General features: G+C 71.8%; 17 protein-coding genes. 8 read left to right on the top strand and 9 right to left on the bottom strand.

The annotated features are described in order from the left end of the window. Positions 1–4: 4 nt before the first annotated feature. On the top strand, positions 5–907 hold the full coding sequence (locus OHS82_RS05150; protein WP_057582690.1) for an STM4011 family radical SAM protein: 903 nt from the start codon (positions 5–7) through the stop codon (positions 905–907). Between the two features lie 24 nt (positions 908–931). On the opposite strand, the gene OHS82_RS05145 is transcribed toward OHS82_RS05150, so the two are convergent. The 5 genes from OHS82_RS05145 to OHS82_RS05125 all read right to left on the bottom strand — a co-directional run bounded on the left by OHS82_RS05145 (position 932) and on the right by OHS82_RS05125 (position 8,551). After that, positions 932–2,959: an RICIN domain-containing protein gene (locus tag OHS82_RS05145; protein ID WP_328433374.1), complete on the bottom strand. Its 2,028-nt coding sequence runs from the start codon at positions 2,957–2,959 to the stop codon at positions 932–934. 146 nt (positions 2,960–3,105) lie between these two features. Further along, on the bottom strand, positions 3,106–5,151 hold the full coding sequence (locus OHS82_RS05140; RefSeq protein ID WP_328433373.1) for a beta-galactosidase: 2,046 nt from the start codon (positions 5,149–5,151) through the stop codon (positions 3,106–3,108). A 113-nt stretch (positions 5,152–5,264) separates the two neighbouring features. Continuing rightward, the gene (locus OHS82_RS05135) at positions 5,265–6,602 is read right to left on the bottom strand and encodes an ABC transporter substrate-binding protein (protein ID WP_057576730.1); all 1,338 of its coding nucleotides are present in this window, start codon (positions 6,600–6,602) and stop codon (positions 5,265–5,267) included. Between the two features lie 94 nt (positions 6,603–6,696). Then, the gene (locus tag OHS82_RS05130; RefSeq protein WP_057576731.1) at positions 6,697–7,620 is read right to left on the bottom strand and encodes a carbohydrate ABC transporter permease; all 924 of its coding nucleotides are present in this window, start codon (positions 7,618–7,620) and stop codon (positions 6,697–6,699) included. Between the two features lie 4 nt (positions 7,621–7,624). Then, complete coding sequence (locus tag OHS82_RS05125) at positions 7,625–8,551, bottom strand: carbohydrate ABC transporter permease (RefSeq protein WP_057576733.1); 927 nt, start codon at positions 8,549–8,551, stop codon at positions 7,625–7,627. 292 nt (positions 8,552–8,843) lie between these two features. Between OHS82_RS05125 and OHS82_RS05120 the strand changes: the two genes are divergently transcribed. Continuing rightward, the gene (locus OHS82_RS05120; protein ID WP_107105147.1) at positions 8,844–9,836 is read left to right on the top strand and encodes a LacI family DNA-binding transcriptional regulator; all 993 of its coding nucleotides are present in this window, start codon (positions 8,844–8,846) and stop codon (positions 9,834–9,836) included. Between the two features lie 153 nt (positions 9,837–9,989). Here the strand turns inward: OHS82_RS05120 and OHS82_RS05115 are convergent, their stop codons facing one another. Further along, positions 9,990–10,643, bottom strand: a complete 654-nt coding sequence (locus OHS82_RS05115) for a lysophospholipid acyltransferase family protein (protein ID WP_057576735.1) — start codon at positions 10,641–10,643, stop codon at positions 9,990–9,992. A gap of 189 nt (positions 10,644–10,832) precedes the next feature. Here OHS82_RS05115 and OHS82_RS05110 point away from each other — a divergent pair, with 189 nt between their 5' ends. From OHS82_RS05110 to OHS82_RS05090, 5 genes are all read left to right on the top strand, one after another. Beyond that, positions 10,833–11,009 (top strand): hypothetical protein, encoded by a 177-nt coding sequence (locus OHS82_RS05110; RefSeq protein ID WP_199863715.1) that lies wholly within the window; start codon positions 10,833–10,835, stop codon positions 11,007–11,009. Positions 11,010–11,118: 109 nt separating this feature from the next. Further along, positions 11,119–12,759 (top strand): phosphoglucomutase (alpha-D-glucose-1,6-bisphosphate-dependent), encoded by a 1,641-nt coding sequence (pgm, locus tag OHS82_RS05105; RefSeq protein ID WP_328433372.1) that lies wholly within the window; start codon positions 11,119–11,121, stop codon positions 12,757–12,759. Positions 12,760–13,026: 267 nt separating this feature from the next. Beyond that, on the top strand, positions 13,027–13,875 hold the full coding sequence (locus OHS82_RS05100; RefSeq protein WP_057576993.1) for a PP2C family protein-serine/threonine phosphatase: 849 nt from the start codon (positions 13,027–13,029) through the stop codon (positions 13,873–13,875). Positions 13,876–13,969: 94 nt separating this feature from the next. Next, complete coding sequence (locus OHS82_RS05095) at positions 13,970–14,950, top strand: MASE1 domain-containing protein (RefSeq protein WP_057576737.1); 981 nt, start codon at positions 13,970–13,972, stop codon at positions 14,948–14,950. A gap of 127 nt (positions 14,951–15,077) precedes the next feature. Then, on the top strand, positions 15,078–16,532 hold the full coding sequence (locus OHS82_RS05090) for a WGR domain-containing protein (protein WP_057576739.1): 1,455 nt from the start codon (positions 15,078–15,080) through the stop codon (positions 16,530–16,532). Positions 16,533–16,685: 153 nt separating this feature from the next. Here OHS82_RS05090 and OHS82_RS05085 read toward each other — a convergent pair whose 3' ends face one another. Further along, positions 16,686–17,501, bottom strand: a complete 816-nt coding sequence (locus OHS82_RS05085) for an SAM-dependent methyltransferase (RefSeq protein ID WP_057576741.1) — start codon at positions 17,499–17,501, stop codon at positions 16,686–16,688. Positions 17,502–17,728: 227 nt separating this feature from the next. Here OHS82_RS05085 and OHS82_RS05080 point away from each other — a divergent pair, with 227 nt between their 5' ends. Further along, positions 17,729–18,274 carry a kinase gene (locus tag OHS82_RS05080; RefSeq protein WP_057576743.1) on the top strand — a complete coding sequence of 182 codons (546 nt, stop codon included), beginning with the start codon at positions 17,729–17,731 and terminating at the stop codon, positions 18,272–18,274. A 34-nt stretch (positions 18,275–18,308) separates the two neighbouring features. Here the strand turns inward: OHS82_RS05080 and OHS82_RS05075 are convergent, their stop codons facing one another. After that, the gene (locus OHS82_RS05075) at positions 18,309–19,343 is read right to left on the bottom strand and encodes a phosphotransferase enzyme family protein (RefSeq protein ID WP_057576745.1); all 1,035 of its coding nucleotides are present in this window, start codon (positions 19,341–19,343) and stop codon (positions 18,309–18,311) included. A 54-nt stretch (positions 19,344–19,397) separates the two neighbouring features. Then, positions 19,398–20,204, bottom strand: a complete 807-nt coding sequence (locus OHS82_RS05070) for an SAM-dependent methyltransferase (protein ID WP_057576747.1) — start codon at positions 20,202–20,204, stop codon at positions 19,398–19,400. Positions 20,205–20,251 lie beyond the last annotated feature (47 nt).

The raw sequence follows: 20,251 nt of genomic DNA, 5'->3' as shown, positions 1-20,251 counted from the left end.
CGCCATGGATCTGACCGTGCTCTACCGCGGCCCGCTCGCCTCCTGCGACTACGACTGCCCCTACTGCCCGTTCGCCAAGCGCCGGGACTCGACCGCCGAACTGCGGGCCGACCGCGCCGCCCTGGAACGGTTCGTCGCCTGGGCGGCGGACCGGACCGGCGACCGGCTCTCCCTCCTGTTCACCCCCTGGGGCGAGGGCCTGGTCCGCTCCTGGTACCGGCGCGCCCTCGCCGACCTCTCCCGCCTCCCGCACATCCGCCGGGTCGCGATCCAGACGAACCTCAGCTGCCGCACCGACTGGCTGGGCGCGGCCGACGCCGACACCCTGGCCCTGTGGTGCACCTACCACCCGGGCCAGACGCCGTACGACCGGTTCCTCGCCAAGTGCCGCGACCTGGCCGACCGGGGCGTGCGCTTCAGCGTCGGCGTGGTCGGACTGCCGGGACACCGGGAAGCGGCCCGCCGGCTGCGCGCCGACCTGCCCGCGCACGTCTACCTGTGGATCAACGCGGCCGAGGGGCACACGTACACGGACGCCGATGCCGACGACTGGACCGCGATCGACCCCCTCTTCCCCTACAGCCGCCACCCGCACACCAGCGCCGGCCTGCCCTGCCGCACGGGCGAGTCCGTGATCTCGGTCGACGGCGAGGGCACCGTGCGGCGCTGCCACTTCGTCCGCGCCGAACTGGGGAACCTCTACGACGGCTCCTATCGTGCCGCGCTGCGCCCGAGGGCATGCCCGCTCGCCGTCTGCGACTGCCACATCGGTTACGTCCACCTGGAGACACTGCCGCTGTACGACGTCTTCGCCGGGGGCGTCCTGGAACGCATCCCGGCGGCCGCCCCCGCACAGCACCCCGCCCGCGTCACGGGGATCGTGACGCGGGCGGGGACCACGGACTGACGGGGCGTGCAGACGTAAGACGCGCTACGGCGTCACGTCCGTGACCCTCCAGCGCTGGTTGGAGCCGGAGTTGGCCTGCCAGGTGGTGACGGCCGCGCCCTCGTTGGTGGCCTGGCCGCCGACCTCGAGGAGACGTCCGGTCGCCACGTTGACCAGGGTCCACGTGCTGTCACCGGTGGTCGACATGATCCACTCGGTGGCGGGGTCACGCTTGCCGGTGTCGGGCTCGACCACCGGCACGTTGTCGCGGACGGCGAGACGCTTGCCCTCGGCCGGGTTGGCGAAGACGTACCGCTGGCGCGCGCCCTTCTCGCCGTGCCGGGCGTCGAGCTGCCACGCCTGCGCGGTGCTGCCGTTGGCCGAGCCGATGACGAGGCTCGTGCCGTTGGCAGCGACGGTCACCGCCTTGCCGCTCTGCACGCCGGTCAGCGTGTACGAGTGGCCCTTGCTGAACAGACCCGCGTTCTTCGCGACGCCCGAGACGCCCTTCACGGCGAAGGAGGTCACGGACTGCGCCGGGACGGTGTAGGTGGCTTTGCCGTCGACGACCTTGACCGGGGCCTGCTGCTTCAGCTTGCCGTCGGCGCTGGTCACGGTCGGCGTGACGGTCGCGCTCCGCTTGACGGTGCGGAACTTCGACAGGTCGAGGGTGACCGTGCGGGCCGCGGTGGTGGAGTTGACGTGGACGAGGGAGAGGCCCTTGCCGTCCTTCGTCACGGCGGCGGCGCTGGAGGTGTCGTCCACCTTGATGAGCTTGTCGCCCGGCTTGATGAAGTGCGTGAAGTTGCGGGCCGTGTCGAACTTGGTGTTCGTGTAGATCGGGCACGACTTCAGGGTGTCCGACTTGGTGCAGCTGAACGGGAGCTGGATCTCGCCCCAGTTGCCGCCCTTGGCGGACTCGCCGCCCGGCTTCATGTTGTCGTAGTCCTCGACCGGCTGCCAGAACACCCAGGCGCTGGGCTCCAGTTCACGCAGGTCGTTCACCATCTGCTGGGCGAGCCCGAGGCCCGGACGCATGTCGGTGAAGCTCTGCCCGTCGCCCCAGTCGCCCTCGACCTCGCTCATCCACAACGGCTTGTCGGCGGCCTTGGCGAGGTCGCGGACGGTGGTGCGCTGACCGGTGCCGTAGGTGTGGACGTTCATCTGGTCCACGAGGTCCTTGGAGGCCTGCGAGTAGGAGTTCCAGTTGGTCGCGAAGATGGACGGGTTGGTCTCGTCCATCGCCGATATCTTCGCCTTGGTCTTCGCCTTCTTCAGCGCGGGCGCCAGTGCGGCGAGGACCTTCTGCTGGAGCGCGGGACCGATGTGGGCGCCCTCCTGGCGGCCGCCGACCGGCACGCCGTTCGCGTCGAGGCGGGTGCCCCAGTAGCCGGTGTTGGGCTCGTTGAACGGGTCGACCGTGTCGACCTTGATGCCCTCGGCCTTCTCCAGCCGTTTCGTCGCGCCCGCGACGTAGGCGGCGAAGTCGTCGACCGAGTCGGCCTTCAACTGGTCGGTGTTGGCGTTGAAGCCGCCCGAGACGTAACCGCTCTCCGTCATGAACCAGGGCGGGGAGTTGCTGAACGTCTCCCAGTGGGTGATGTCCTTCTTGATGCGGTCGACCCACCAGCGCTGGGTGGCGTCGGCGTTCTTGTTCCAGTCCGCCGGGTCGTCCGCGCTCCACCAGTCGGTGTCCTCGCGGGTGGTGCCCGCGGGCGCCTTCCACCAGCCCTCGACGGCGCCGCCCGCGCGCAGGTAGTCCTTCACGTCCGGCGCGTTGCCGCCCCCGATGTTGTAGCGGGCGATGTTCAGCGCCAGGCCGTCGTCGCCGAACAGCAGCTTGGCGAGCTTCTCGCGGACCGCCGGCGGGTAGTCGCCGGTGGCGTTCGCGAACCAGACCAGGCTGGTGCCCCAGCCCTCGAACTTCTCCTGCTGGTACGACGGGTCCGGCGTCACGGTGACGGCGGCCTCGGCGTGCGCCTGCACGGGGACGCCGAGGAGCGCGGCCCCGGTGGCCAGGGCGGTGAGTGCGGCGGCCCCGAGGGTCCGTTTGCTGCGGGTACGGCGTGCCATCTGTGCTCCCAACTGCGGTGCGGTCGCTGTGGTGGGCCCCTGCCGCCGCGCGGGCGGCAGGGGATGGCCCCCGGCCGCGGGCGCAGGCCGTGCCGGGGAGTCGTGGGGGGTGCGGTGACGACGAGGTGCCGTGCGGTCTGCCCCGGCTAGTGAGCGGGCTGTCGCAGGACGGCGACCTCCCGCGGGCCGAGCACGGGGGCGCCGTCCGCGCCGCCGGAGCCGATCAGGATCTCTCCCTCGAGCCCGGTCACCGGTACCGTCGCGTCGGTCCGGTTGACGAGGAACAGGAACCGTTCCCCGGCGCCGCGGCGGACGGTCAGCTCGACCTTGCCCCGCACGTCGGCGGGGAGTTCGCTGCCGACGCCGGCCGGGTCCAGCAGCCGCGGCAGCAGCGCGCGGAGCCCGTCGACGCCGAGCCGCGTGGAGACGTAGGAGGCGGAGCCGCCGCCGGCGGGCCGCCGGGTGACGGCGGGGCGGCCGGCGTGCACTCCGGTGCGGTAGCGCGCCAGCACCTCGGTGTCGTCGTCGGTCACGGCGATCCGGTCCGTCCACAGGGTGCCCCAGGTGGAGTCGTCGAGCTCCACGCTCTCCCCGGCGAGCAGCGGGCCGAACTCCTCGATGCGCAGGCCGAGCAGGTCGCGCAGGGCGCCCGGGTAACCGCCGAGCCAGACGTGGTCGTTCTCGTCGACGATCCCGGAGAAGTACGTGGTGACGAGGTGGCCGCCCTGCTCGGCGTACCGGGTGAGCTCCTTGGCGAGCTCGGCGGGGACGACGTGCAGCACGGGCGCGACGAGCACCTGGTGACGGGAGAGGTCGGCGCGGGTGGTCACGAGGTCGGCGCGGACGCCGAGGGCGAGCAGCGCCGAGTACCAGTCGAGCGCCTCCTGCCGGTAGTCCAGCAGGGCGGTGGGGTGGGAGTCCTGCTCGCTCGCCCACCACGACTCCCAGTCGTAGAGGATGCCGACGGAGGCCGCCTCGCGCTCCGAACCCGCCACCGGGGCCAGGGTCTTGAGCTGGGCGCCGAGGTCGGCGACCGCGCGGAAGAGGTCGCTGTCGGGGCCGGCGTGCGGAACCATCGCCGAGTGGTACTTCTCGGCGCCCGCCGCGGACTGCCGCCACTGGAAGAAGCACACCGCGTCAGCGCCGTGCGCCACGTGTAGCAGCGAGTCGCGGGCCAGGTCGCCGGGCCGCTTCGCCACGTTGACGGGCTGCCAGTTGACCGCGCTGGTGGAGTGCTCCATGAGGAACCACGGCCGGCCTCCCGCGATGCCGCTGACCAGGTTCGCGCTGAACGAGAGCTCGTCGCGGTCCTGGGGGCCGGGGTGCACGTAGTGGTCGTTGGAGACGAAGTCGATCTCGCTCGCCCAGTCCGCGTAGTTCATGCCCTTGGTGCCGCCCATCACCATGAAGTTGGTGGTGACCGGGATCTGGGGGGTGATCTCCCGCAGGATCTCCCGCTCGGCGACGAGGTGGTCCTTGAGGGCGTCCGAGGAGAACCGCTTGAAGTCCAGCTGCTGGGTCGGGTTGGGGTGCGAGGCGGCCAGCCGGGGCGGCAGGATCTGCTCCCAGTCGCTGTAGCGCTGCGACCAGAACGCCGTTCCCCAGGCGTGGTTGAGCGCGTCGAGGCTGCCGTAGCGGGCGCGCAGCCAGACCCGGAAGGCGCGGGCGGCGTCGTCCGAGTGGTCGTATACGTTGTGGCAGCCCAGCTCGTTGGAGACGTGCCAGGCGACGAGGGCCGGGTGGTCCTTGTAGCGGCCGGCGATCTCCCGGACCAGCCGCAGGGCGTGCTCGCGGAAGACCGGCGAGGTGGGCCGCCAGTGCTGGCGCGCCCCCGGCCACAGGGTCTCGCCGTTCGCCGTGACCGGCAGGATCTCGGGGTGGGCGGTGGTCAGCCACGGCGGCGGGGAGGCGGTGGCGGTGGCCAGGTCGACGCCGATCCCGCCGGCGTGCAGCAGGTCCATGACCTCGTCGAGCCAGCCGAAGTCCCAGGTGTCCGGGCCCGGCTGGATGCGGGCCCAGGAGAAGATCCCCACGGAGACGACGGTGACGCCGGCGTCCTGCATCAGCCGGACGTCCTCCGCCCACACGTCCCTGGGCCACTGCTCGGGGTTGTAGTCGGCGCCGTAGGCCAGACGCGGAGCGGGGTCACCGTCCGCCCCGCTCAGCATGCGGGACTGGAGGGTGGAGATCATGGCGGTCCTTCCGAAGGTGGTGCACGGGGGCGGCGCGGCCCGAGTGCCGCGCCGCCCGGCGTTTACTGCTGTGCTGGTGCCGGCCGACCGCTTCGCGGTCGACGGCTTCTCGATTACTTCTGGATGGTGAAGCCCTGCTCCTCGCCGTACTTGACCGAGGCGTCCTGCCAGGCCTTCAGGCCGTCAGCCAGCTTGGTGCCGGAGACGTACGCCTTGCCCACCGTGTCGTTGAAGATCGAGTTGGCGTACGGCTGGAACGGAAGGTACGACCAGTCGCTCGCCACGTTCGCGGCGGAGTCGGCGAAGATCTTGTTCGCCTCCTGGCCGTCGAAGTAGTCGAACTTCTTGCTCTGGAACGCGGGCGACTCGAGCTCCGCCTTGGTGGCGGGGAAGGCGCCCTCGCTGATGCGGGTGGCGACACCGGCGCCGGAGTTGGCGTACTCGGTGAAGGCGTAGGCGAGTTCCTTGTTCTTGGCCAGCGCCGGGACGGCCAGCGAGCTGCCGCCGTTCTCCGCGCTCGCCTTGTCGCCCTTGGTCCAGGCCGGCATCGGCGCCGCGCGCCACTGGCCCTTGGCGTTCGGGACGCCGGTGGCGAAGTTGGCCGGCATCCAGGCTCCGGTGGCCAGGGTGGCGATGGTGCCGTCGCCCAGGCCCTTGTACCAGTCGTCGGTCCAGCCGTTGACCGGGGCGAGCAGCTTCTCGCTGATCAGCTGCTGCCAGACCGTCTCGTACTTCTTGGCGCCGGCGTCGTCGAAGTTGATGCCGAGCTTGGTGCCGTCGACCTTGTAGGGGCGCGAACCGGCCTGCCACAGCAGGGAGGTGGTGAGGCCCGCGTCGCCGAGGTCGCTGGTGATGTAGGCCTTCGGGTCGGCCTTGTGGAGCTTGCGGGCCGCGTCCAGGTACTCGTCCCAGGTGGTGGGGACGGCGATCTTGTACTTGTCGAAGACCGTCTTGTTGTAGAACAGCGCCATCGGGCCCGAGTCCATCGGCAGGCCGTAGACCTTGTCGCCGTCGCTGACCGCGTTCCACGGGCCCGGCGTGTACTTCGACGCGAGCTTGTCGGCGCCGTAGGGGGCCAGGTCGGTCAGGCCCTTGGTCAGGGAGTACTGGCCGAGTGCGAAGTACTCGACCTGGGCGACGTCCGGGACGCCCTTGCCGGCCGAGATCGCGTTGGACAGCGCGGTGTAGTGCTTGTCGCCGGAGCGCTCGCTGACCAGGTTGACCTTGACCTTCGGGTACTTCTTCTGGAAGTCGGCGGCCACGGTCTTCAGGGTGGGCTCCCAGGCCCAGACCGTGATGTCGCCGCCCTTGTCCAGGGCTGCCTGGATGTCGCCGGCGGAGACGGCCTTGGTGTCGGAGTCGTCGTCCGAGCCGCCGCAGGCGGTGACGCCCAGGGCCAGGGTGGAGACGAGGGCGATGCCGCGCAGGATGCGGCTCGTTGTTCTGCGCATGGGGCTTCCACTTCTTCGTGGGTGGGACAGGTGAGGGTGGGGGTGGTGCTGGTGCTGGTAAGGCTTAAATGTGGGGCTTGGGGGGCCGTCCACGTCACTCCTTGACGCTTCCGGCGGAGAGGCCGGACTGCCAGTACTTCTGGAGGAACAGGAAGGCGGCGATCAGCGGAAGGATCGTCAGCAGGGACCCCGTGATCACCAGGTTGAAGATCACGTCACCGCCGATGGTCTGTGCCTGGGAGCTCCAGGCGCTCAGACCCAGCGTCAGCGGGTACCAGTTCGGGTCCTTCAGCATGATCAGCGGGAGGAAGTAGTTGTTCCAGGTGGCGACCGTGGTGAACAGCAGCACGGTCACGATCCCCGGGGCCAGCAGCGGCAGCGCGACCTGGAAGAAGGTCCGCACCTCGCTCGCCCCGTCCATCCGGGCCGCCTCCAGCAGCTCGGTCGGGATCGCCTCGGCGGCGAACACCCACATCAGATAGAGGCCGAACGGCGACACCAGCGACGGGATGATGACCGCCCAGGGGGTGTCGGTCAGTCCCATCTTGCTGAACATCAGGAAGGTGGGCACCGCCAGCGCCGTACCGGGCACGGCCACCGCGCCGATCACCACGGCGAACACGGCGCGCCTGCCGGGGAACTGGAACTTCGCCAGCGCGTACCCGCCGAGCACGGCCAGCAGGGTCGCGCCGCCCGCGCCGAGCCCGACGTACAGCAGGGTGTTCAGCAGCCAGCGGCCGAAGATGCCGTCGTGGTAGGTGAAGGTGTCCCGGACGTTGTCCCACAGGGCGAAGTCGTGGGCGAACCACAGACCGTTGGAGTCGGCCAGGCCGGACTGGGTCTTCGTCGAGTTGATGATCAGCCAGATCAGCGGCACCACGGTGTAGAGGACCATCAGGGCCATCAGCACGGTCAGCAGCACATTGCGCTTCGGCTTGCCGGGGGTGTGCTTCTTGCGCGGGGTCCGCAGTCTGGGCGCGGTGCTCTTCGCGGGGGAGGCGGTGACAGAGGTGCTCATCGGGTCACGCTTCCTTGCGCATGCCGCGCAGCTGGACGGCGTAGGCGACGACCATCGTGATGACGCCCATGATGATGGCCACCGTCGCGGAGTAGTTGTGCTGCTGGCCGTTGAACGACAGCGAGTACGTGTAGAAGTTCGGCGTGAAGTCCGTGGTGATGGAGTTCAGCGCCAGCGGGCGCAGGATGCTCGGCTCGTTGAAGAGCTGGAAGCTGCCGATGATCGAGAAGATCGTGGCGATGACGATCGCTCCCCGGATCGCGGGCAGCTTGATCGAGCGGATGATCCGCCACTGGCCGGCGCCGTCGATCTCCGCCGCCTCGTACAGCGAGGTCGGCACGACGCGCAGCGCCGAGTAGAAGATCAGCATGTTGTACCCGACGAACTCCCAGGTCACGATGTTGCCGATGGAGGCGAGCACCCAGCCGGGGGAGAGCAGGTCGGGCAGGGTGACACCGAACGCGGAGTTGATGTCGCCCACCAGGCCGTACTTGGTGCCGTACATGAAGCCCCACATCAGGGTGGCCACCACGGCGGGCACGGCGTACGGCAGGAAGATCGTGATGCGGAAGAAGCTCTTGCCGTAGAGTCGGCCGCTGTCCAGTGCCAGCGCGACCAGCAGGGCGATGCCGAGCATGAGCGGCACCTGGACGGCCAGGAAGAGCGCCACCCGGCCGACGGCGCCCCAGAAGGCGTCGTCCTGCAGGGCCCGGGTGTAGTTGTCCAGGCCGACGAACTGGTTTCCGCCGATGAGCTGGTTCCGGAAGAGGCTGAGGTAGATCGAATACACGATCGGGGCCAGGAAGACCAGGGCGAACACGGCCACGAACGGACCGAGGAAACCCCACCCGGTCCAGGAGCGGCGGTCCCGTTTCGCCGGAGGCGGTGCCGGCCGCGGCTCGGCGGCCACCGGCGGTTGCAGCGTCGTCATGTAGTTCCTCGCTCGTCCAGTCCTGGAACCGGTGGTGGTGCGCGGAGATTTCCGGTCGCCCCACCGCCACCATGATGTTTGCGTAAACATCAGCCACGCAAGGGGGATGTACAAGCTGTTATGTTTACGTAAACATCTGATGGCGGCATGTCTACACTGCCCCGATAACGATGGTCAAGGGGCCTCCGGGGAGACTGTGACGGCCGAGCCGACAGAGAGGCGGACACACGGGGTGAACATGGCCGAAAGAACACCGGCGAGGGGCTCGCGGCGTGCGCGGGCCACGGCCTCCATGGCGGACGTCGCGCGCCTCGCGGGGGTGTCCTCGCAGACGGTGTCCCGGGTCTCCAACGGGTACGCCGGGGTGAACGAGGAGACCCGGCAGCAGGTGCTCGAGGCCATGAAGGAGCTCGGCTACCGGCCCAACAGCGCCGCCCGGGCCCTCAAGCGCGGCGAGTTCCGCACGATAGGCGTCATCACGTTCACGCTGTCCACGACCGGCAACGTACGCACCCTGGAGGCGATCGCCACCTCGGCGGCGGAGGAGGGCTACGCGGTGACGCTGCTCCCGGTGGCCGTGCCCACCTCCGACGAGGTGCGCGGCGCGTTCTCCCGGCTGGAGGAGCTGGCCGTCGACGCGGTGATCGTCATCATGGAGGTGCACCTGCTCGACGCGGCGACCGTCAAACTCCCGCCGCACGTCCAGGTCGTCGTGGTGGACTCCGACGCCGGCGACCACTACACCGTCGTCGACACCGACCAGGCCGGCGGCACCCGCACCGCCGTCCAGCACCTCCTCGACCTCGGCCACCGCACCGTCTGGCACCTGGGCGGACCCGAGGGCTCGTTCGCCGCCCAGCGTCGCGCGGACGCCTGGCGCGCCGCCCTCACCGAGGCGGGCCGCCCGGCCCCGCCCCTGGTCCGCGGCGACTGGTCGGCGGAGTCCGGCTACCTGGCCGGTCGCGAGCTCGCGGCCCGCGAGGAGTGCACGGCCGTCTTCGCGGCCAACGACCAGATGGCCCTGGGGCTGCTCCGCGCCCTGCACGAGGGCGGCCGCCGGGTGCCCGAGGACGTCAGCGTCATCGGCTTCGACGACATCCCCGAGGCCAGTTCCTTCCTGCCCCCGCTCACCACCCTGCACCAGGACTTCGCCGAGGTGGGCCGGCTGTGCGTCCAGGCCGTGCTGCGCAAGATGCGCCCGGACGGCGCCGAGCACGGGACCACGCTGGTGCCGACGCGGCTCGTGCACCGGCAGAGCACGGCGCCGCCGCCCGGGGCGGACTGACCGGACCCGCCCGCGCCGTCCCGGGAGGAGACGACGGCGAGGTCCGTCCGCCGTCGCCGGGCCCTGTCCGCAGCCGGTCGCGCCGGGCACGGCTGCCCGGCGACATCGCGGACCGCAGGGCGACTCGGGGCGTCCCCGTGTCCGGGGGCCCGGTCACCTCGGGTGCTCGCCGACGGCCCGGGCCGCGGTACGCCACGCCGTGGTGACGGCGAGCCGCGCCGCCGTCGTCCCGCGCTCGGTCTCCGCGGGAAGCCGCAGCGGCGCGCCCAGGTGGACGTGGCAGTGCGGGCGCCGGACGGGCGCCGTCAACGTGCCCGCCAGCTGCTTCGCGGCCGAGCCCGAGGCGATGCGCCGGGCGCCCGCGTGGCCCACCGGCACGACCAGGGCGCCGGTCGTCCGAGCCAGGCGGGCCAGCCCGGTGCGGAACGGTTCGGGCGCGGTCGCCGCGGCGTCCCTGCGGCGCGGCAGTCCGCCCTCGCCGTACAGGAGCACGTGCCGCCCGCCGGCCAGCGCCTCGGCGGCGGCGTCGAGGGCCAGCGCCGCGTGCGCGGTGCGGCGGTGGACCGGGATGTGTCCCTCCCGGGTCAGCGCCCGGCCGAGCAGCGGTATGCGCCACAGTCCCGCGGTCGCCATGACCACCGGGTCCAGCTCGAAGCGCCGCAGGGCGGTCATGACGACGGCGGGGTCGGCCATGGAGTCGTGGTTGGCCACGAAGATGGTGCCCGCGGGCAGACGCAGCTTGATCTCACTGGTGACGGTGAGCCGCCCGAAGAGCGGCGTCAGGGCGATGACAGCTCGGCTGAACACGAGGGTGCCTCTCCGTAAGGGCGGTCGGAGCCTCAGTGTCGTGGGTCACGACCGGCCACGCCTGAGTACCGCTACTCAGATCGCCACGGCGAACACCTCCCGGAACCACCGGTGTTCGGAGCCCCGTCGGGGGCATGCGCAGAACAGCGGCTCCCCCGAAGGAGCCCCCACCCCGAAAGGACGGACCCCGTGGTCGCCATCGTCTCGGCAGTGCTGTTCTTCATCGCCTTCCTGATCAACGCGGCGGACATCTCCACCAACGACACCTTCACCTCCACCAACCTGATGCTCCTCGGCCTGACCGCGCTCGCCCTCCACGTCGCGGGCATCGGCAGCGGCTGGTCGGTGCGCGGCCGCCGGCGCTGAGCGGACCGCCGACGGCCGCGAAAAGCCGGCCCGTACTCGCGGACAGCCGCTCCCACGAGGGAAGATGGGACCGCACGGCAATGGTCGACCGACGTGGAGGAGCGGGCACATGCAGCACGAGCGAGCGGGCCGGACGGCGGACCCCGAGGATCTCGTCGACGTCGCCCGGCTGGTCACCGCGTACTACGCGCTGCACCCCGACCCGGCAGACCCGGGGCAGCGCGTGGCGTTCGGCACCTCGGGGCACCGCGGATCGTCGCTGAACACCGCCTTCAACGAGGACCACATCGCGGCCACCAGCCAGGCCATCTGCGAGTACCGGGGCGCGCAGGGCACCGACGGCCCCCTCTTCCTCGGCGCCGACAGCCACGCCCTGTCCGAGCCGGCCCGGGTCACCGCCCTCGAGGTGTTCGCGGCCAACGGCGTCACGGTGCTCATCGACGGCGCCGACGGCTACACGCCCACGCCCGCCGTGTCGCACGCGATCCTGACCCACAACCGCGGTCGCACCGCCGCCCTCGCCGACGGCGTCGTGGTCACCCCCTCGCACAATCCGCCCGCCGACGGCGGCTTCAAGTACAACCCGCCGAGCGGCGGGCCCGCGGGCTCCGACGCCACGTCCTGGATCCAGGACCGGGCCAACGAGATCATCGCGTCCGGTCTGAAGGACGTCCGGCGCGTCCCCTACGCACGGGCCCTCGCCGCCCCCACGACGCAGCGGTACGACTTCCTCGGCGTGTACGTCGCCGACCTGCCCGGCGTCCTCGACCTGGACGCGATCCGCGCCGCCGGCGTGCGCATCGGCGCCGACCCGCTGGGCGGGGCCTCGGTCGCCTACTGGGGCAGGATCGCCGAGCAGCACCGCCTCGACCTGACGGTGGTCAACCCGCTGACCGACCCCACCTGGCGATTCATGACGCTGGACTGGGACGGCAAGATCCGCATGGACTGCTCGTCGCCGTACGCGATGGCCTCCCTCATCGGCCGGCGCGACCGGTTCGACATCGCCACGGGCAACGACGCCGACGCCGACCGGCACGGCATCGTCACCCCCGACGCGGGCCTGATGAACCCCAACCACTACCTGGCCGCGGCCATCGCCTACCTCTACGCGCACCGCGAGCAGTGGCCCGCGGGCGCGGGCGTGGGCAAGACGCTGGTGTCGTCGTCCATGATCGACCGCGTCGCCGGTGACCTCGGACGCCGGCTGGTCGAGGTGCCCGTCGGCTTCAAGTGGTTCGTGGACGGCCTCGTCGACGGTTCGCTCGGCTTCGGCGGCGAGGAGTCCGCGGGCGCGTCCTTCCTGCGCCGCGACGGCTCCGTCTGGACGACCGACAAGGACGGCATCATCCTGGCGCTGCTGGCCTCCGAGATCACGGCGGTCACCGGGAAGACCCCCTCCGAGCACTACGCCGCACTCACCGACCGCTTCGGCGCTCCCGCCTACGCGCGCATCGACGCACCGGCCGACCGGGAGGAGAAGGCGCTCCTGGGCAGGCTCTCGCCCGCTCAGGTCACCGCCGACACCCTGGCCGGCGAGGCGGTCACCGCCGTGCTCACCGAGGCGCCCGGCAACGGCGCGTCCATCGGCGGCATCAAGGTGACCACCGAGAACGCCTGGTTCGCGGCCCGCCCGTCGGGCACCGAGGACGTCTACAAGATCTACGCCGAGTCCTTCCTCGGCCCCGACCATCTGCGCCGGGTCCAGGACGAGGCCAAGGACGTGGTCGACGCGGCGCTCGCCGGCTGAGCTCCTTCGGGGACGCGGGGACGCGGGGACGCGGGGACGCGGGGGCGTCGGGGCGGCGTCCGGTGCGCCCGCCGGGCGCCCGCGCCCCCGGTCGCGCCCCCGGTTGTCCGCGGGGGGTGGCGGCTGTGCCGGGCTCTGCGGGCGCGCTCGGGTCCGGTTCGCCTGACGGGCCTCGCCTCGCGACCGCTATCATCCTCTAAAGGTAAAATGTGAGGTTTGCCCGAAAGGGGCGTCCTCCCGACGAGCTGCCGTCCCGCCGGAGTGATCATGTCCCGCAAGCGCACCACGGACGACGGCGACGAGCTGCTGGCCAGACTCGGTTCGCTGACCGCCCAGGCGCGGGAACGCGCGGAGCAGCAACGCTCCCGCGTCGAACTGGCCCTCGCCCTGCAGCGCGGCATGCTGCCCCGCGACCTGCCCACCGGTCCCGGTTTCCGGCTGGCCGTGCAGTACGCGCCCGCCTGTCACGGCCTCAACGTGGGCGGAGACTGGTACGACGCCTTCGCCATGCCGGACGGGCGGGTCGGCCTGTCCATCGGTGACGTCCAGGGCCACAACATAGAGGCGACCGCCTTCATGGGTCAGGTCCGGGCCGGGCTGCGCGCCCTCGCCTCCGTGACCGGCGAGCCGGGCGAGCTCCTCGCCCGGACCAACGACCTGCTCGTCTCGCTCGGCAGCGATCTCTTCGCCACCTGCACGTTCATGCGGCTCGATCCCGCCACCGGAGTGCTCGAGAGCGCCCGGGCGGGCCACATCCCGTGCGTGTGGGCCACCGCGGACGGCAAGTCCGGCGTCGCCGAGGACGAGGGCGGACCGCCGCTGGGGGTCCAGGAGGGCTCGGACTATCCCGTCACCCGCTATCGGCTCACCAAGGGCGGGGTGTTCGTCCTGCTCACGGACGGTGTCGTGGAAGGGCCGCACCTGAGCGTCGAGGAGGGCCTCGACCAGGTCGTGCGGCTCGCGGGCATAGCCGCCGTCGCGGGCATGGAGGCGGGCTCGCTGGCCGCCGCGGTCATCAAGGGCGCCGAGCGGGTCGGGCACGAGGACGACGCGGCGGTGCTCGTGGTGGGGCACGACGGGCTGGTGGCGCCGGAAGTGCCCCGCGTACGGCTGTAGGGAGCGGTCGCGGGCAGCGCCGAGCTTCAGCCGTAGGCCGGACACGGGGGTCTCCCGCCTCGCCGAGGACGCGCAGCCGGTGTCTGATGGCAGCGTGGTGGGTACCGAGGATCTGCGCCGGGCGGCCGGCTTCGTCGTGCTGACGCTGGCCGTCGCCCTCTGCTACTACGCGGCGGGGCGCCTGGGCCTCATGCGGGAGCTCGTCGTCGAGGGCGCGGTCTTCACCCCCATCTGGCCGCCCACCGGCGTCGCGGTGGCCTGCCTGCTGCTCTTCGGGCTGCGCTGCGCGCCGGGCATCGCCCTCGGGGCCCTGCTCGTCATCATGTCCCTGACCTCGCTGCGTCCCGTGGTGATCGGCAATCTGCTGGGCAACACCGCCGCCCCGGTGTGCGCGTACCTCATGCTGCGCAGGGTGGGCTTCCGCAACGACCTGGCCCGACTGCGCGACGGCCTCGCACTGGTGTTCCTGGGGGCGCTCACGGCGATGCTGGTGAGCGCGACCGTGGGCGTCGGTCTGCTGCTGCTCACCGACCGCCTCGGCGCGCACAGCTTCTGGCCGGTCTGGCTCGCCTGGTGGGTCGGCGACGCGATGGGCGTGCTGCTCGTCACCCCCGTGCTGCTGATGCTGTTCGCGATGCGCCTGCCCCTGGACCTGTCGCGCTGGAAGGAGGCCACGGGACTGGCCCTGAGCGCCTGCGTCCTGGTCCCGCTGGCCACGCGGAGTCCCGTCAGCCTCCTGTTCCTGGTCTACCCGCTGCTGATCTGGGCGGCACTGCGCTTCCAGCTCGCCGGCAGCATGCTGTGCGCCCTGTTCACCTCGGTCCTCGCCACGGTCGCCGCGACGGACGCCGTCGGGCCCTTCGAGGGTCTGTCCCGGATCGAGGTGATGATCAAACTCCAGGCCTTCAACGGGACGATGGCCCTGACCGCCCTGCTCCTGTCCGCGGTGATCACGGAGCAGCGCAACACCCGCCGCTCCGTGGAACGTGCCTGTCAGGAACTGGTCGAGGTCCTGGAACACCTCACCGCGGGCGAGGCCCCGCCCGGCCGTCCGGGGAAGGACGCCGAGGACTGACGGCGCCGCCCGGCGCCCGGGCCGCCACCGGAGCCTGCGCGGCACCCCGATGTCAGTGCCTGCGCCTACGGTTCGATCAGTGGGACTCGCCGGAACGGCCGCGGGCCCGCCTGGGGAGGGGTGTGTCATGTCTGCCGGGTCCAGCACGCTGTCCACGACGTATCTGGAGTTGTCGCAGGACGACGGGAGCGCGCACAAGTTCTACGAAGTCACCGTCGACGGCACGGTGGTGACGGTGCGCTACGGGCGGATCGGCGCCACGGGCCAGGTGCAGACGACCGCGTTCCCCACCGCCGAGAAGGCGCGCGCCGCCGCCGCGAAGAAGGTCGGGGAGAAGGTCCGCAAGGGCTATGCCCCGGCCGTCGCCGGGCAGCGCGCCCCCCGTGCGGTCACGCGCCGTCAGGTCGCGTCGGCGCCGTCCACGGCGCGCGCGGTGGCCCCGGTGCTGTGGCGGTTCCGCACCGGCTCCTCCGCCTTCGGCATCCATGTCGACGACGACCACTGCTGGGTCGGCAACCAGGCGGGCGACGTCTACACCCTGGACCACGAAGGCGGCGTCCTCGCCCGCTTCAACCTGCCGGACGGCGTGAAGTGCCTGGTCGCCGACGACTTCTGGATCTACGCCGGCTGCGACGACGGCAAGGTGTACGACCTGTCGTCCAAGCTGCCGTTCGCGGCCTACGACATCACGGCCGACGTCGACATCTTCTGGCTGGACATCCACGAGGGCGTGCTGAACGTCTCGGACCGGGGCGGTCGGCTCACCGTCATCGACCACGAGGACGAGCACCAGTGGGCCCGCCGCAGCCAGGGCGAGCACGCCTGGATGGTCCGCGCCGACGACCGCGGCGTCTACCACGGCCACCACCGGGGCGTCACCGCCTACGCGCCCGACGGCGGCGGCGAGCTCTGGCACACGCCCACCCGCGGCGGCGTCCTCTTCGGCTGGCAGGAGGACGACGCCGTGTACGCGGGCACCGCCCACCGCGTGGTCCAGCGGCTGTCGAAGGCGACCGGCGCGATCGAGGCCACGTACGGCTGTGACAGCGCGGTGTACTCGTGCGCCACCTCGCCGGGCGGCCGGTTCGTGTTCGCGGGTGACGCGTCGTCGTCCGTCTACTGCTTCGACCGGGACGGCACGCGCCTGTGGAAGCTCGGCACCGGCGGCGGCTCGGCCCTGTCGATGCAGTACCACGACGAACGGCTGTACCTGGTGACCACGGACGGCTCGCTGGTCTGCGTGGACGCGAGCGAGACGGCCGTCTCCGCGGCGCAGCAGGGCACCGTGCCGGTGGCCCGGGACGTGAAGCTCGCGGCGGTCCTGCCGACCTATGCGCCGGCCACCGCCGTGAGCGCGGTGGCGACGGTCGCCCAGGCGCCCGCCGGCGCCGTCGTCGTCGAGTGCGTCCGGGAGGGCGGCCGCGTCCGGGTGCACGTGGTCTCCGAGGGCTACGACACGTCGTGGAACGTGCAGTTCCCGCGTGAGATACGCGAGCCCGGGGCGCGGTACGTGGTGGACGCCCTGCACTCGGCGGCCGGCGGCTTCTACCGGGTCCGCGGCGACATCCGACGACTGTTGTGAGCGGCCTCGGGGAGCACGTCCGCGACGCGCTCCGGCGGGGGTGACGGCGCGACGCCCCCGCCGCGATGCCCCTGACGGGCTGTCGCGGCGGAGGCGAGGTCCGTTCGCCCGGACCGCCGGGCGGTCCGGCCCGCCCGGCGGTCCGGCCGTCCGCTAGGGCTTGCGGGCGAGGCCGCCGTGCTCGCCGATCACGGCCGGGGCCGGGGAGGCGGACTCCGGACGCCACAGCGGAACCGAGACGACTCCGGGCTCCAGCAGCTCGAGGCCCTCGAAGTACGCCGTGATCTCGTCGACCGTGCGCAGGTTGTACGGGACCGCGCCGCTCTCGTTGTAAGCGTCCTGGGCCTGCTCGAAGACCGGGTCCACGCCCCGCGAACCGTCGTTGACGGACAGGTAGCTCCCGGAGGGCAGGGCGGCCATCAGCCGGGTGACGACGGAGCGGGCCTCGTCGTAGTCGGCGACATGGCCCAGGATGTTGCTGAGGATGAGCGCCGTGGGGCGGGTGAAGTCCAGCGTCTCGGCGGCCGCCGCCAGGATGCGCTCGGGGTCCAGCACGTTGGCGTCGACGTACGCGGTCGCGCCCTGCGGGGTGGAGGTGAGCAGGGCGCGGGCGTGCGCGAGGACCAGCGGGTCGTTGTCGACGTAGACGATCCGCGTCTCGGGAGCCAGGCCCTGGGCGACCTCGTGGGTGTTCTCGGCGGTCGGCAGGCCGGTCCCCACGTCGAGGAACTGGCGAATGCCGGCCTCGGCGACGAGGAAGGTGATGTTGCGGCGCAGGAAGGCCCGGCTGCTGCGGGCGATGGTGACGATGCCGGGGAAGACGGCGGTGTACGCGTCGCCGGCCTGCTCGTCGACGGGGTAGTTGTCCTTCCCGCCCAGCCAGTAGTTCCAGATGCGGGCCGAGTGCGGCACCGTCGTGTCGATCTTCTGAGGGGCCGCAGGTCCTGGCGTGGTGACATGGTCGGTCATGAGGGGCGTCCGTCTTTCAGCCGTGGCGTGAGCAGGTCGAGCCACAACTTACGTCCCAACGGCCATGTTACGGACACCAGTTAACATTTTCGTTCGGCTTCAGCGACCTATCGGCGCAAATGCCCGGTGTGGCGTATCGGTGCTCCCGGACGTTGTCGACGCGCGGCCCCACGACCGGGCCCACGGCCGCGCCGGCGCCCCGACCGCCGGGGCTCGGGACCGGTACCGTGGCCGCCGTGAAGGCAGGCACCCGTGACACCCGGCTGGTCGTGCTGCGCGGCAACAGCGCCTCGGGCAAGTCCTCGATCGCGGCGGCCCTGCGCGACCGGTTCGGCCGCGGTCTCGCCCTGGTGGGCCAGGACAACCTCCGCCGGGTCGTGCTGCGCGAGCGCGACCGGCCCGGGGCCGCGAACATCGGACTGATCGACGCCGTCGCCCGCTACGCCCTGGACGCCGGCTACCACGTCGTCCTCGAGGGCCTCATGTACGCCGACCACTACGGCGTCATGCTCGCCCGGCTGCGCGCCGACCACCGCGGCCCCACCCACGCCTACTACCTCGACGTGCCGTTCGCCGAGACCCTCCGGCGCCACGCCACCAAGCCGATCGCGCACGAGGTGGGCGAGGCGGACCTGCGCGACTGGTACCGCCCCCTGGATCTGCTGCCGGGCGGGGCCGAGACCGTCATCGGCGCGGACAGCGCCCTCGACGACACCGTCGAGCGCATTCTGCGCGACACGGGCCTGGACCGTCTGCCGCCGACGGACCGCTGACCGGCGTCCCCCGCCTCCTGCCGGGCGACTGCCGTCACCACGCGGACTCCAGACACTCCGCCAGCCGTGCGACGGCGGCCGGATCCGGCAGATCCCGCAGCGAGGCGACGACCTGACCGCTCGCGAACTCCCGTTGCGCCGGCGTCACCGTCGGGTCGATCGCGCACTCGGCCTGCACGCGGACGTAGTTCAGGGCCGTGGCGAACAGCATCGAGAACGAGCCGAGGCCCCTGAGCACGGGGCGGCCCCCGGCTTCCCGGTACGCGCGCACCAGCCGCCGGGCGGACCCGGCGTGGAAGTCGTTCCCGCCGGACCAGACGAACGCGGCCTGCGCGAGTTCGCGCCCCGCCGACGTCGGCCCGGCGTTGTCCCAGTCGAGGAGAACCGGCCCGCGGGGCCCCACCAGCACGTTCTGGGGCTTCACATCGAGGTGCGACACCACCACCTCCTCACCGTCGGCCGGGACGCCCTCGGTGACGGACGCCGAGACGTGGCGGGCGAGCTCCCCGGCCGCCGAGGCGACGAACCGGCCCAGGGCGTCCGACCACGGCACGCCGGCCCGCCGCACCCGTGAGTGGAGCTGCGCCCACTCGGCGGGCGAAGGGCACCGCTCGTACCAGGGGTCGGGCGTCCCGGCCGGCTCCGCCCCGGCCCGGTGCAGGGCGGCGAGCGTCCGCCCGCACCAGCTGAGGATCTCCGGATCGGACGCGTCCGCCGGGACTCCGTCGACCCACTCGTACAGCTTCACCCAGGGCCCGTCGGGTGAGCCGCCGAGCCGTGTGAGGCAGGCGCCCGCACGGTCGGCGAAGAGCCGCGGAGAGGCGATGCCCAGCCGCTCCGCGGCGCCGCGCAGCGCGGACTCCCGCAGAACCTGCTCCTCGTCACCGTCGAAGAGCAACTCCTTCACCGCCCACGCCGGCCCGCCCGCCGGGCCGTTCGGCGCGTCCTTCCGCGTCAGCTTCCAGATCTGACCGAGCGCGCCACGGGCGACGGGTTCCATGGCCCAGTCGCCGTCGCCCAGCGTGTAGGCGTCCGCGACGACGTCACCCAGGCCGCCCGTGTCGTGCATCTGTAACTCCTGTCGAGCTGTCGGTGTGCCGGTGGTGGTGGGGGTGGGGGCCGGTCAGGGCTTGATGCCGACGCCCGTCCAGAGACTGACGGTGGCGTCCGTGGCCTCGACGGCGCCGTCCGGACGCCAGCGGTGGCCGACCGTGACCCCGGGGTCGAGGAGGTCGAGCCCGTCGAAGAAGCGGGTGACGTCCTGCTGTGAGCGGAACCGCACCGGCGTGCCCGCCCCCGTGTAGATGTCGGTGACCTTCTGCCAGGTGACCGGATCGAAGTCGGGCGTGCAGTGGCTGAGGGCCAGCGCGCTGCCCGACGGCAGGGCGTCCAGCAGCCGGCCCACGATGCCGTACGGGTCCTGCGCGTCGGTGACGAAGTGCATGAGCGCGTTGAGGGACAGGGCCACCGGCCGGTCCAGGTCGAGCACATCGGCCAGGGCGGGCGCGGCGAGCAGCGCGCCGGGGTCGTTCACGTCACCGTGGACATAGGCCGTACGGCCCTGGGGCGTGCTGCGCATCAGCCGCTCCGCGTACTTCAGGACGAGCGGGTCGTTGTCGGCGTAGACGACGCGTGCGTCGGGGACCACCGACTGGGCGACCTGGTGCAGGTTGGGTTCGGTGGGAATGCCGGTGCCGATGTCCAGCCACTGGCGGATGCCGTGCTCGCGCGCGAGGACCCTGGTCGCCCGGTGCATGAACGCGCGGTTCTCCCGGGCGCACACGAAGATGCCCGGGTAGACCGACGCCACGGTCTCCGCGGCCTGCTTGTCCACGTCGAAGTGGTCCTTGCCGCCGAGGTAGTAGTCGTACATCCGGGCGGAGTGCGGCCTGCTGGTGTCGATGTCCCGCGGGGCGTTCGAGGTGGTCATCCTGTGCCTTTCGGTGCTGTGTGTGGGGGGTGTCCGGCGGATCAGGC

Source organism: Streptomyces sp. NBC_00425, from assembly GCF_036030735.1.
Taxonomy (GTDB): domain Bacteria; phylum Actinomycetota; class Actinomycetes; order Streptomycetales; family Streptomycetaceae; genus Streptomyces.
This window is presented reverse-complemented; position numbering and strand designations above follow the sequence as displayed.